Here is a 13588-nt window from a genome sequence, read left to right as displayed (position 1 = left end):
GCGACCGGAAAAGCGGCCGGTCGCGCGAGGGCGGCGGCGCGGGCATGCGATGAACCGCGAACCCGCGCCGCCGCTGGCAGGCAGGGCTTTTACTTCACGGGGCCCGTGATCTTCTCGCCGTCGATCGTGCCGTTCGGGCTATTGGTGCCGATCGTCATGACGTTGGCCGCCGGACCGGAAGTCGAGCTCGACTCGATGCTGCCGTCGTTGAACCAGACGAGGCCGCCAGCGAACGGCAGATTGCCGGTGAAGGTTGCCGTCGACGTCGAGTGGCGGATCGCGCCATAGTTGGTGGCGACGAGGCCGCCGACCGCCGCATGGGTGCCATTGATCGTCGCCGACGACGATGCGTGCTCGATGCGACCGTTGGCTTCGTTGGTGCCGACGAGACCGCCGATCATCGAGAGGGGCATCGTGTAGTTGCCGCTCGACGTCAATTTGCCGCTTGCCGATGCGTATTCGATTGCGCCGTTGTTGCGTCCGACCAGTCCGCCGAGATAGCTGCCAGGGCCTGTCGAAGCCGTGACATCGGCCGAAACGTTGCGCAGCGTGCCGTCGTTGTTGCCGGCGAGGCCGCCGACCACCGAATGGGTGCCGTTGATCGTCGCTGACGACGACGCGTGCTCGATGCGACCTTTGGCTTCGTTGGTGCCGACAAGGCCGCCGATCATCGAGCGAGGCATCGTGTGGTCGCCGTTCGCCGTCAATTTGCTGTTTGCCGTTGCGTATTCGATTGCCCCGCTGTTGCGTCCGACCAGTCCGCCGAGATAGCTGTCCGGGCCTGCCGAAGCCGTGACATCGGCCGAAACGTCGCGCAGCGTGCCGTAGTTGCTGCCGACGAGGCCGCCGACGTTCATGTAGCCGGCGCCGGTCACTCGGCCCTGGCTGGACGAGTGCTCGATGGTCGCGCTGTTCATGCCGACGAGCCCGCCGATGTTCTGCGCATGGGCCGCCATGTAGCTGGCATGCCCGAGCGAGACGTCGGCGTTGGCATGGCTGTTCGTGATGGTCGATTTGCCCGTGTTCTCGCCGACGAGGCCGCCGATGCTGAGCGTGTCCGGCCGCCCGGACACCCGGCCGTCGAAGCGGAGGTTGTCGAGCGTGCCGTCGCGGTTGAGGCCGACGAGGCCGCCTACCATGCCGTACTCGCCGGCGTTGTTGGCGACGGTCATGTTCTTCGCATCGACGTTCCGGATCCGGCCGCCGATGTTGATGCCGACGAGGCCGCCGAGCATGGGGCTGAAGTTGCCCGCGGTCGTGCTCGCGGTGATGGCATCGAGCTTCAGGTTCCCGATCGATCCGGTGTTCATCGCGAACAGACCAACCGCCATATTGCCGGGGTTCGTGACGTTCAGGCGGCTGAGCGTGTTGCCGAGACCGTCGAACACGCCGGTGAAGTAGCGATTGCCGCCGATGCTGCGGAAGTTCGCGTTGGCGCCGTCGATCGCATTGCCGAGCACGTAGCGGCCCTTCAGGTTCGCGTCGACGTTGCGCAGGTCGTCGAGCGTGTGCAGCACCTTGTAGTCCTGGCCGTTCGAGCTGTACGACGCGTCCTGGCCGGACAGCGTCACGACGGCCTTGTCGTTCGAGAGGGTGTGACCGTTGCGCGCATTCAGTTCGAGATGCGCGTGGCGGCCGGTCAGCTTGATGGCATCCTTCACGTCGATGCGATTTGCGGCGTTGACCGACAGACTGGCGTTGTCGCCGGTTGCGGCAATGGCCTGCTGGAGATCGACGCTGCCGTTCTTCGACGTCAGCGTGAGCGCGTTGTCGCTGTTCCACGCGACCGGGCCGCCGACCGTCAGGTCATGCTGCGTATTCGTCAGCGCGACGTTGGTCGTGCCGAGGTTGCGCGACAGCGTGTCGGCCGCGATCGACTGGTCGGCGCCGCCCACTCCCGCATTGGCGGCTTCGATGGTCCAGGTGCCTGCGCCGTTGCCTGCGCGCGTATCGACTTGCGCGTCGCCTGCGACGTTCACGCGTTCGCCGCGCGTCGTGACCGAGCCGGCCGGCGCGCCGGATTCGGCCGCGCTGGCGTCGAGCTTGCCGCCGACCTGCACGGTGCCGCCGTCGAGGGTGATCCTGCCGCCGCGCGCGTTCAGGCCGCGCGCCTCGATCGTGCCGGTGTTGTTGACCACCGCGTCGAGCAGGTTGCCTGCTGCACGCGCGGTCATCAGCACTTGCCCGCCGTCGGCCTTCAGCAGGCCACCGTTGCTGGCCTGCGCGTCGACCGCGCCGCCGTCGACCTGCACGTTGAGCAGGCCGTTGCCGTCGAAGTTGACCGTGAACGCATTGCCTGCGCCGAGCGCGACGCTGCCCATGTTGGCCTGGATCACGCCGTTGTTGGCCACGCGCGCGCCGAGCAGCGCGATGCTGCCGCCGTCGGCGGCGGTGAGCGTGCCGTGGTTGATCACGGCCTGCTTCGACGCGCCGGAGAAGCGGTAGTTGCCGGCGAGGAAGTCGGCGTCGGAGAGGTTCTGGGTCGATGCGACGAGGCCGCCGACGTTGACCTGGGCGCCGGCGCCGAACATCACGCCGTTGGGGTTGACGAGGAAGACGCGGCCGTTGGCGCTGATCTGGCCGTCGATCTGGCTGCCGTTGGCGCCGATCACGCGGTTCAGGGCGAGGGACTTGTCGGTGGGCTGGTGGAACGAGACGCGCTCGCCGTTGGCGACGCTGAAGTCCTGCCAGTTGGTGATGAGCTTGTCGGTGTGCTGGTTGATGTTCATCGTGCGACCGTCGTCGGTGCGCACGATGTCGGCCTTGCCGGAGGTGATCGCTTCGCCGGAAGGCAGCGCGAAGGCGGGCAGGGCGACGAGGCCGAGCAGCGACGCGGTGGCGGCGGCGAGACGCTTGCCGCTACGGGTCTTGCCGTGACGGCGCGCGGTTTCCCCGACCGCGGTCCAGCATTGCTGCGTCTGGTTCCATACCAGTGCATAGGTCTTGTTCATCGTTCTTGTTTCCTCAAGGTTGAATCGATTCCGTTCATGAGTATGTTCTGCATACCTTATGAATCGATGAGGCGGGCTGGAGTGATCGCCCTTTCGAAGTGCGGGCGGCCCGGTAAGGACCGTCCGGCGCTACTGTCCGGCAGAGTGAGGCTCGTTACCGGACAGTTCTTGCCGGTCGCTCAGAAATACTGTGCGGCCTGTAACCAGATGCTCGGCCCTCGCGTGACGGTGGGTACGTCGTCGGCGGCGCCGAGCGGCCACGCCGCCGTCAGGCTGGCCTGACGACGCGCGGCATACCAGGTCAGCCCGACCCCCGTGGCGGAGAGTTGCAGCGTATTGAGATCGTTGCGCCATGGCTGCTTGTTGATCTGCATCCGTCCGGTGTCGACGAACGTACTCAGTTGCCAGCCCGGCGCGGCGAGGTAGCGAAGCTCGGCCGTGGCCTGCCAGCCCTGGTCGCCGCTGCCTGCGCCGAGGGCGTACGCGCGCACGCCGTAGGGGCCGCCCAGGATGAACTTCTCCGACGCGTCGAGATTGCGCGATGCGAGTTGCGCGCTGAACTGCGTATAGAACTGGAACCGTGCGCCGAGCGATTGCAGGCGCAGCGCATTCAGGTTCAGCTTCGTGAAGCTGCCGTGCGTTTTCGCGAAGGTGTTCATTTCGAGCGGATCGTTGCCGCGCATCCGGCCGACGCCGAGCGTGGCCGAGAACGAATTGCGACCGCCGCCGAATGCGTCGTCCTCGTTGTAGCCGTTGACGGAGAACGACCACAGGCCCACATTCTTGTCGCTGACGAACTCGAACACGCCGTAGTCGTCGTGGAGATTCTTGTTTTCGTAGAGCACTTGCGCGCTGACGCTCGCGCGGCGACTGCGCACCAGCGGCTGCGTCACGAATGCGCTCTGGACGCTCGCGCGACCGTGATAGCCGAACGGACGGAACGTGCCGTTGAGCCGGTAGGCCATTTCGGAATATCCCACGCCGATCTGCGTCGACGCCGGACCGACCGGGAGCTGGTAAGCCGCGCGGTAGTAGCGCTGGTTCGTATTGCTGGTCAGCCCGCGCAGCGAGAGTTGATCACCGAGTTTCAGCGGCGAATTGACGGTGAGGCTGCCGGTCGCGCGATAGCGACCCGTGAGCAGATCGCCGAAATTGTCGAGTTCCACCGAGCCGGTGGCGAAGCGGCTGCGTTCCGCATCGATCACGAGGTCGGTCGTGCCGGGTTGCGTGCCGGCGCGAAGCGTGCCTCGCGCATCGACGCCCGGCAGTTCGTCGAGCAGCATCAGGCTGCGCTCGAGATCGGCGGCACGCACGGCGTCGCCGGGGTGCAATGCCGTGATCGGCTGGCGCAGCACACCGTCGAGCACGCGCGAGCGGTTGTGCAGTTCGATGTGTCCGTAGCGGCCTTCGGAGACGGCGATGCGGATCGTGCCGTTCTCCACGTCCTGGCGCGGCAGATACGCTCGGGCCAGGACGTAGCCGTGTTCGCGGTAATAGGCCGTGATACGGCCGGTTGCCTGTTGCAGCTCGGCGAAATTCAGGTCACGGCCGACGAAGTCGGCGAGCAGCGGCCGCAGGCGCGCGGTGTCGATCACGCGATTGCCTTCGATGTCGAACGCACGGACCGGCACGCGCGGACCTTCTTCGAACGCGGCAGGTGCCGACTCGTCGCGCCCGGCCGGGACCGCAAGATCGGGCGCGGCCGGAGCCGGCAGTGCCGGGCGAACCGCTTCGACGTCACGCAACGACTGGCTCGCGCCCGGTATTTGCGCATGCGCCACGCCGTGCAGAGAAAGGGCGGCGCCGGTTGCGCATGCCGCCAGGACTGCGGCGCGGGTGAGCCGGCCGGCGCGCAGCCCGGTCGGGGCGCGATGCGATGGCGAGCGGACGGCGCGCGATGCGTGCGCCTGTTTCGGGTCATTGCGGTCGCCAGGCAAGGCGATGACAGATCGGACGGAGCGGATTTTCCACCTCGGGTGCGTTGGCCTGCGAGCCGGTGCGTGGATATTCGCCCCGGTCGATTGATATGCCGGGGATGTTACGGATCGGTGCCGCTCGTGAATATTGAACAAGTACGAGCGCGATACGACGATTCGTCAGTTTTGTCGGATTTTTTGAACTTCGAGGCGATTCGCTGACGGGGCGCCGGCACCGAGGACCGGGACGGGACCGATACGCAGCACCAACGCGGGCGCCGTCGGTAGCCGTATCGCGAGGATGGGGCGTTCGGGCCCGCCTGCGACAGGCCCATCCGCACGTCGATGCCGAGGTGCGCGGCGACCGCGACATGGCCCGCTGTCCCGGGATGGGCGCGCGCCGGTCCGCCTGCCCGTTGTAGACGAGTCGTCGGTTTTGACGGCACCGCGCGGAGCGCCATCCGAAGACGATCCACCCGTTGCGTCCGATCGGGCTACCGGCGGCGCGGGCCGGCCCGACCGATGCGTTGGCGATCGCGCTCGCCGTTCGGATGATGCGCCGGTCGTTGGCGACGACGCTACCCGCCGAACCCGGTTGCCTTCGAGCACGTCGCCCGATGCGGTGGGCATCGCAATACGGTCCGAGCCAAACCCAGCGAAGCGACCGACGCGATGGATGCCCTGCAACGGATGCGCTGCGCGTTGACTGGCCATTCGACATTTCAGGCGACGCGCGACCGAATACGGCGCTCGCACGTGTGCCGACAGGGTGTCCGGTCGGGGCCGTGCGTCATAAATCCCGGCGACGCCTATCCCTGATCGTCTCGAATTCATCGCACTGGAAACCAGCATCGATGCGTGGCCGATATGCCGATTGGCGGGGCGTGTACCCGGCGAATATCTCGTGGTCGCGGGGTTGAATTAATTGTGAATAGATTTTGCGCGAGATGATTGTCTGATTTATTTAATCCGGCGTTGGACGTTGTCGCGGCGTCGGTGTCGGGATTTAACCGCTTTGATGTTTGGTACGCGTCCTAGCGGTTTGTTTATTCCATTAGTACTTGTCTTATTTTTGGGGGCGGTGGTTGTCAGTAAAATCCTATCACTGACTCGGGATGATTGTTTTTATAAGAAATATTGACCGGTGATCGTGATTGAGTTGGTGGTCACGGCTGAAAGTATCGAGTGCAGATGATTGGGCGTGTTTGGTATTTTGCCTGATTTTGTTTTGTATGGGGAATCGGTTTTTTTGAATTTGAAGGAGAGGGTGCGGCGCGAATATCTACATTTGTTTTTGTTGGTGGTCTGGCGGTGTGAGTGTTTTTAAAAATGCCGCTGATAATTATCTATTAACGTTTGGATGAAATCGAAATGAAAAAAATCTCGCTGATGATGTCGGCTGCCGGTCTGGCACTCATGACCATGAATGCTGCCCATGCTTCGGACGGCACGATCAACTTCACGGGGTCGGTGGTTGCGTCGACCTGCCAGATCAACAACGGCACGAATGACCTGACGGTTCCGCTGCCGAAGGCAGCCACCAACCAGCTTTCCAAGGCTGGGGCCACCGTCGGCCGTACGCCGTTCACGCTCGCGCTGTCGGGTTGCACGACGGACAAGAAGGATGGCGAAAACACCATTCCGGCGCCGGTGAAGAAGGTTTCGGTGGCGTTTGAACCCGGTCCGAACGTGAACCTCGCAACCGGCCGACTGAAGCCGACCGGTGCCGATGCGGCAGGTGGCGTCGAAATCGCGATCCTGAACGACAAGTACGAGCCGATCAAGATCGGTGCGGAAAGCTCGACCCAGGGCTCGCAGATCGTCGATATCGACACGGCAGAAGGCGGCACCGGCGGCGCGACGCTGCAATTCGCTGCCCAGTATGTTGCAACGGGCGGCGACCTGTCGGGCGGTTCCGCGAACTCGTTCGTCACGTACTCGCTGGTCTATCCGTAAGCACCCGATGTGCTGAAGGAGTGTGCCGGTCGCCGGAAGGCGACCGGCACGGAAAGCGATTCGCCGTGTTCATCAGCGCCAGATGATTCGCACTACATATTGAGGAGCCATTTCGAACATGAAGATGAACCGATCGTATCGATTTCTGCCGGTGCTGATGTCGCTGCTGTTCTGCGTGAGCGCTCATGCGAGCGTCACCCTGTCCGGCACGCGCGTCGTGTTCGACGCGGCCGACAAGGAAGTCACGCTTCAGCTCGCTAACGACGGGAAGTCGCCAGCGCTTGTCCAGGCATGGCTCGACAAAGGCGACGAGCGGGCGGCGCCGGACACGATCGACGTCCCGTTCGTGGTGACGCCGACGATCTTCCGCGTCGAACCGGGCAAGGGCCAGACGCTGCGCATTATCCATACGGGCGAGCCGTTGCCGAACGATAAGGAATCGCTGTTCTGGCTGAACGTGCTCGACGTGCCGCCCAAGGCGACCGAGAAAGACGATGTGAACCGGCTGCAGTTCGCGTTCCGCACGCGGGTCAAGCTGATGTACCGGCCCACCGGGCTACCGGGCAGCGCAATGGATGCCCCGCCGCAGCTGAAGTGGACGCTCGGCACCGATGACCAGCACCACCCGGTGCTGAAGGCCGTCAATCCGACCGCCTACGTCGTCAATATCGCCGGCATCGAATTGAAGTCCGGCGGCAAGGCGTTCGACGCAGGGGTTGGCTATGTGCGCCCGGGCGAAACGGCGTCGTTTCCGATCAAGAACGCAACGGGCGCGAATCTGGCAGGCGCAATGATCCTGTTCAGCAGTGTCGACGACTGGGGCTCCAGTCATTCCCACCAGGCGACGGTTGCCAAATGACGCCACGCCGGGAGCGATGATCTCCCGCGATGGGTGGCAGGTCGTGCAGTTCAACTAACAAAAACCGAATAATCGACGGGAACCAGTCCATGATGGAGAGGCAACACAACGGTCTGCACGCGGAGGTGAAGCTCAGGCTGAAACCGGTCTGCGCGTTGGTCCTCTCGATCATCGCGGGGTGGCAGGCCGATGCGCGCGCCGCGCATCCGGATCAAGGCGCGGGGCTGCAGGTCGCGCAGACGGATTTCGCGCAGGTGGAGTTCGAGGGCGGCTTCCTGAACCACAGCGGCGGTGCGATCGACGTGTCGCGCTACGGGCGCGGCAACGTGATTCGCGCCGGCATGTACAGCCCGGACATCTACGTCAACGGCGGCTGGGTCGGCCGTAGCGAAGTGCGGTTCAAGAGCGCGCCGAACACGGTCGATGCGCAGCCGTGCTTCGACAAGGCCGCGCTGGAGCGGCTCGGCATCAATATGACGCGCTTGTCGCCGGACGTTCTGGCGACGCTCGATCAGGACGGCGCCTGCTTGCGCATCGGCCAGGTCATTCCCGAGGCGTCGGTCGATTTCGATTTCAACAATCTTCGGCTGGATCTGAGCATTCCGCAGATCTCGATGCGGCGTCAGGCGCGCGGCTACGTGAGCCCGGATCAATGGAGCGAAGGCGTGCCGGTCGCGATGGTCGGCTACAACGCGAACGTATACAACGCTCAGGCGAGCGGCGCGAAGGGCCGCACGCAGGGTTACGTCGGCGTCGACGGCGGGTTCAATTACCAGCGGTGGCACTTCCGGCACAGCGGCTCGTTCAACTGGGACGATCGCGGTAACCGGCGCTACGAGAACATCGCGACCTACCTGCAGCGCGATCTGGTTTCATGGTCGTCGCAACTCGTGGTCGGCGATACGTACACGTCCGGCGACCTGTTCGATTCGACGTCGTTTCGCGGCGTGCGGGTGTTCACCGATGACCGGATGCTGCCGGAATCGCAGCGCGGGTATGCGCCTGTCGTGCGCGGCGTGGCGAACACCAATGCGAAGGTCACGATTTCGCAGAACGGCGTGAAGCTGTACGAGACGACGGTTGCGCCCGGCGGGTTCGTGATCGACGATCTGTATCCGACCGGTTATGGCGGCGACCTGAAGGTGCTCGTGACCGAGGCCGACGGCTCCGAGCATTCGTTCTCGGTGCCCTACGCAGCCGTGCCGATGTCGCTGCGTCCGGGACAGCATCGCTACAGCTTCACGGCCGGTGCGGTCCGCAACCTGTTCAACACCACGCCCGTCTTCACGCAGGCGACCTGGCAGTACGGCTTCACCAATTCGCTGACCGGCTATGGCGGCGCGACCGTCGCGCAGGGCTATTTGTCGGCGATGGCCGGCGCGGTATTGAACACGTCGTGGGGCGCGTTCGGTGTCGACGTCACGCATGCGACGACGAGGATTCAGAACGAGCGGTCCTACTCGGGGCAGAGCTTTCGCGTCAGTTATGCGAAGACGGTTGCCGCAACCGGCACGAACGTCGCGATCGCTGCGTACCGCTATTCGACGAACGGCTTTTTCGGGCTGAACGACGCCATGATGGCGCGCGATCAGGCGAAGATCAGCGGGTCGTCGGACGGTCTCTACCGGCAACGCAATCGCGCGTCGCTGACGATGAGCCAGCCGCTCGGCGAGAAGGGCGGCAGCGTCAACTTCACCGGATCGACGTCGACCTACTGGAACCGCAAGGGATCGGACACCGATTTCACGATCGGCTACAGCAATTCGTTCCGGTCGGTGTCGTACAACGTGTCGGCCACGCGCCAGCGCGATGCGTGGGGCAAGGCCAGCACGATGGTCTATGGCGGGTTGTCGATTCCACTCGGCCGCACGCGGCCGGCAACGCTGTCGACCAACCTGAACCACGACTCGCGCGGTTCGACGCAGGTGATGACGAGCCTGAGCGGCTCGCTGGGTGTCGACAGCAACCTGTCGTATGGCGTGAACGTGAATCACAACGCGGCGTCGGGCAGCTCGCAGACCAGCGGCGGCGCGAACGTCATGTATCGCGGTGCGCTTGCGGAGGTGAACGGCAGCGTCAGCGCGAGCAGCGACTATCAGCAGTATTCGATTGGCGCACGCGGCGCGCTCGTGGCGCACCCGGGCGGCCTCACGCTGTCGCAGCCGCTGTCGGAAACCTTCGCGATCGTCGAGGCGAAGCATGCGGAAGGCGCGCGCGTCACCAATTCATCGGGTGTGCGCGTGAACAGCAACGGTTATGCGATCGTGCCGTTTCTGACGCCGTTCTCGATGAACGACGTGTCGCTCGACCCGAAAGGCTTGTCGACGGACGTCGAACTGAAGGAAACGAGCCAGCGTGTCGCGCCGCTCGCGGGCGCTGTGCCGCTGCTGGTTTTCAAGACCGAGTACGGGCGTTCGGCGGTGATTCGCGCGCGTCAGGCGGACGGCGCCCCGGTGCCGTTCGGTGCGACCGTGACGGATGAGGCAGGCAAGGACATCGGCGTGATCGGGCAGGGCGGCAAGCTGCTGGCGCGCGGCCTTGCCGAGAAGGGCGAACTGAAAGTGCAGTGGGAAAAGGATGGCGGCAAGGCGGTATGCAGCCTGTCGTATTCGCTGCCGGTGCGCAAGCGCACAAGCGGATACCAGCCGTTGCAGAGTTTCGAATTGCCTTGCGTCGCGGGCGGTGCCGCCGAGCATGCGCCAGCCGTGTCGCAACAGGCCGCACCGGCACAGGGGTAGTGAGTCGACGCGCTTGCTCTTGCGGCCGGTCGAGCGCCGATGCGCAGGCGCGGCGGGACGGACACGCGGTGCCCGGCGCTGTATCTGCTTCGGCATCGGCCCTGGAAACGAACAGAACAGGACGGGATCTTTAATGAGAAACGTAGACAGAATGACGATACGTGCAATCACACGAACGACCGTCGTCTTTGCATGCGTGCTGAGTAGCGCGCCGGCGTTGGCGCGTTGCTTCGTCGATGGTTCGACATCGAACACGATACAGGACACGATTACGTTCAGCGACGCCACCTATGTTCGCGACACGGTGATCGGCACGAAGACGACTCAATACGCAAGAGCCGGAGCTTACAGCTATCTGAACTGCGATATCTCCAACTACTCGACCAAGACGACGGCGACGGTCATCAACGGCGAACTGGTTCCGGGTTACTCGAATGTCTATAAAACCGGCATCGATGGCATCGGCATCAAGTTCTTTGGCGTTGCCTTCGGTTTCGCCAATACGCGCGAAGCGCCGTTCGAGCTGTCCGCACCGTCGAATACCACGGATGGGTCATGGTTCTCCGCGGCAGCCCAGTTGATCGTGATCGGGCCCGTTCACGGCGGAACGATCAAGACGCTGCCGAAGCTGCAAGTCGTCTACAAGCAGGGACCATACGAAGCGCAGACCTACACGCTGTCCGTGAACGGCAACATATCGATCGTCGCCAAAGCGTGCAAGCTGACCGGTTCCCCGATCAACGTCAAGGTGCCTCAGGTGCGTTACTCGACGATGGAAGCACCGGGATCGGTCGGCGGGGAGACCGGTTTCAATATCGGCCTGACGGATTGCCCCGCGGGTCTGTCGGTTTACGCCACGCTGGCCGACGCAACGGACCCAACGAACATCTCGACAACCCTGAAGCCGACCAGCGAGTCGACCGCGCGCGGCATTGGTTATCAAGTGTTGTATCGCGGCGCCCCGATCGCCTTTGGGCCCGATTCCTCCGCGCCGGGAACGAAAAATCAGTTTCTCGTGGGGCGATCGACAGGACCATCGCTCGATATTCCAATGTCGGTTCGCTACATTCGCACCGCCGATGCCTTCTCTTCGGGCACTGTGAAGGGGCGCGTCATTTTGAACATGTCGTATCAGTAATCCGGACGATCGGGAAGTCCGGCTGCCCGAGTCGATGCCGGCCCGTGTGCCGACGGACATCTGCGCGCCATATGGCGGGCCGGATCCAGGGGGCGCGATATCACGCAGGTCGAGGCTGGCGATGCGACTGGCGTAGTGCGAGTCCAGGCTGCCGCGCTTGCGGCTGAGTGTGGTCGATGGACTGCTTGAAAAGTGTCCGCTATTTGAGCGGAAAGCACGATTCATATTTGAATAGAACGAGACCTACATTTATATCAAATTGTTTAGGACGTGTCCGATTCAAAGCCACGGGTTGCGATGGCACTATCGAGGCATGCATTGAGTAGGGTGTGACAGCATTTCGGCGATCCGTTGGGTCGCAACATTGAAGCCTGATATTTAACAGTTTATGAAGTTGATCTGGGTTGATGTCAGTTGGTAAAACTATGCATTACTAAATAATAGGATAAGGCCGAAAGTCGATTCGTACCGGCGCGTTCGGACGGCGTGAACGCATGCTGCCGTGTCGTCGAGATTCGCTTGCGACGGATGGCCGGTCATGTGTTATGCGATCTTTCGACCACGCAAGTTACACGCCCGTCATTCGGGGGAAGGTCTCCTGGTTTCGGCTGGCGGATGCCGGCCTGCTTGCTGCTACGGCATGGGCCGCGAAAAACGGGTTCGGTCCTGTGCCGCATACCCAATCCGATTCCGTGCTGATCGCCATTTCGATCGCGTGTGCGCTGGTCCTGTTTCCTTTGATCGGCCTGTACGGCGACCCTGAGCGTCGCCTGACGTGGCGTCGCATTTGGCTCGCGCCGGCAGGCGTGGCCATGGTCTTGTGTATCGGTGCGATTTTCGTCGCCGCGCTCGACTGGCAATCCGGTACGGAGCTTGGCTGGGTGTTCGTCTGGTTCGCGTTGTCGGCGGTCGCGCTGATCGCGTCGCAGGCATTGCGGCGCTGGCTTTGCGTTCGAGCGGCGGCGCGACATGCACGGCGCAAGCCGGTCGCGCTCGTCGGGCATCGCGAACGTTGCCTTGCGCTCGCGGGCCGCGACGCCCGGGGCATGGGCGTGCCGGTTCCCGTGGTCGCGATCTTCGACCTGTCAGACATGCCGGCAGTCGAGCCGGGCGACGCGGAAGTCCATCGCGATCTCGGGGCTTTCGTCGAGTGCGTGCGTCGCACGCAGGTCGGGGAAATCTGGATCGTGCTCCCGCTGTCGGAAGCCGATCGCATCGGCGCGATCGTCCGGGCGTTCGACACGGATCTTGTGGACATCCGGTTCGTGCCGGACCTGGCAGGCATGACGCCGCTGCATCCGCACCGGGCGCTTCGCGGCCGCGCACTCTATCTCGTGGCGTCGCCGCTGTCGGCTCGGGCGCTCGCGGGCAAGGCCGTGTTCGATCGCATTTTCGCGGGTCTGGCACTGCTCGCGACTGCGCCGCTGATGGCCGCGATCGCGATCGCGGTCAAGTGCTCGTCGCCGGGGCCGGTGCTGTTCCGCCAGCAGCGCAGGGGGGCGTATGGACGCATCTTCACGATCTACAAGTTCAGGACGATGCGCCAGCACGACGCAGGCGTGCCGGGCGAAGTGCGGCAGGCGACGCGGGGCGATCCGCGCATTACGCGCGTCGGCGCGCTGCTGCGGCGGACGAGCCTCGACGAGTTGCCGCAGTTCCTGAACGTGCTGAAGGGCGACATGTCGGTGGTCGGGCCGCGTCCGCATGCGGTGGAGCACGACCACTTCTACCGGCACCGGGTCGACGGCTACATCCAGCGCTACAGGATCAAGCCGGGCATTACGGGCTGGGCGCAGGTCAACGGGCTCCGTGGCGAAACCGATCAGGTCGAGAAGATGCGGAAGCGGGTCGAACACGACCTCTACTACCTGAACAACTGGTCGTTCTCGCTGGACATGTGGATCGTGGCGGCGACCGTTCTGTGCGGATTCACACATCGCAACGCTTATTGAATGACGCGTCGCAGTACGCGGTTTGGATAACAGGAATGGAAACTGGAAAAAGATCCCGCTTCCGGGCGCGATGCGCGC

The 13588-nt window shown here is 63.8% G+C and carries 7 protein-coding genes; 5 read left to right on the top strand and 2 right to left on the bottom strand.

Translation table 11 applies throughout. From position 1 onward, the window contains the following. Positions 1–89: 89 nt before the first annotated feature. Positions 90–2951, bottom strand: coding sequence for a GLUG motif-containing protein (locus tag ACN8ZM_RS29385; RefSeq protein ID WP_420211518.1), 2862 nt, complete (start codon positions 2949–2951; stop codon positions 90–92). Positions 2952–3130: 179 nt separating this feature from the next. After that, the gene (locus tag ACN8ZM_RS29380) at positions 3131–4696 is read right to left on the bottom strand and encodes a ShlB/FhaC/HecB family hemolysin secretion/activation protein (protein ID WP_420211517.1); all 1566 of its coding nucleotides are present in this window, start codon (positions 4694–4696) and stop codon (positions 3131–3133) included. A gap of 1542 nt (positions 4697–6238) precedes the next feature. On the opposite strand from ACN8ZM_RS29380, the gene ACN8ZM_RS29375 reads away from it, so the two are divergent. From ACN8ZM_RS29375 to ACN8ZM_RS29355, 5 genes are all read left to right on the top strand, one after another. Then, on the top strand, positions 6239–6823 hold the full coding sequence (locus ACN8ZM_RS29375) for a fimbrial protein (protein ID WP_420211516.1): 585 nt from the start codon (positions 6239–6241) through the stop codon (positions 6821–6823). Positions 6824–6941: 118 nt separating this feature from the next. Further along, entirely contained in the window at positions 6942–7682 is a 741-nt protein-coding gene (locus ACN8ZM_RS29370; RefSeq protein ID WP_420211515.1) for a molecular chaperone, read from the top strand. A 92-nt stretch (positions 7683–7774) separates the two neighbouring features. Further along, the gene (locus ACN8ZM_RS29365; protein ID WP_420212685.1) at positions 7775–10420 is read left to right on the top strand and encodes a fimbria/pilus outer membrane usher protein; all 2646 of its coding nucleotides are present in this window, start codon (positions 7775–7777) and stop codon (positions 10418–10420) included. Positions 10421–10571: 151 nt separating this feature from the next. Further along, positions 10572–11558, top strand: a complete 987-nt coding sequence (locus tag ACN8ZM_RS29360; RefSeq protein WP_420211514.1) for a fimbrial protein — start codon at positions 10572–10574, stop codon at positions 11556–11558. A 668-nt stretch (positions 11559–12226) separates the two neighbouring features. After that, positions 12227–13510: an undecaprenyl-phosphate glucose phosphotransferase gene (locus ACN8ZM_RS29355; RefSeq protein ID WP_420211513.1), complete on the top strand. Its 1284-nt coding sequence runs from the start codon at positions 12227–12229 to the stop codon at positions 13508–13510. Positions 13511–13588 lie beyond the last annotated feature (78 nt).

Origin of the sequence: Burkholderia aenigmatica, assembly GCF_048627025.1 — a bacterium.
Lineage (GTDB): Bacteria > Pseudomonadota > Gammaproteobacteria > Burkholderiales > Burkholderiaceae > Burkholderia > Burkholderia aenigmatica.
The sequence above is the reverse complement of the archived record's forward strand: the minus strand, read 5'-3'. Positions and strand labels throughout refer to the sequence as shown.

Excerpts from the sequence above, each read along its gene's own strand:
- ACN8ZM_RS29385 (WP_420211518.1), bottom strand. The coding sequence starts at position 2,951 with ATGAACAAGACCTATGCACTGGTATGGAACCAGACGCAGCAATGCTGG.
- ACN8ZM_RS29370 (WP_420211515.1), top strand. The coding sequence starts at position 6,942 with ATGAAGATGAACCGATCGTATCGATTTCTGCCGGTGCTGATGTCGCTG.
- ACN8ZM_RS29365 (WP_420212685.1), top strand. The coding sequence starts at position 7,775 with ATGGAGAGGCAACACAACGGTCTGCACGCGGAGGTGAAGCTCAGGCTG.
- ACN8ZM_RS29375 (WP_420211516.1), top strand. The coding sequence starts at position 6,239 with ATGAAAAAAATCTCGCTGATGATGTCGGCTGCCGGTCTGGCACTCATG.
- ACN8ZM_RS29360 (WP_420211514.1), top strand. The coding sequence starts at position 10,572 with ATGACGATACGTGCAATCACACGAACGACCGTCGTCTTTGCATGCGTG.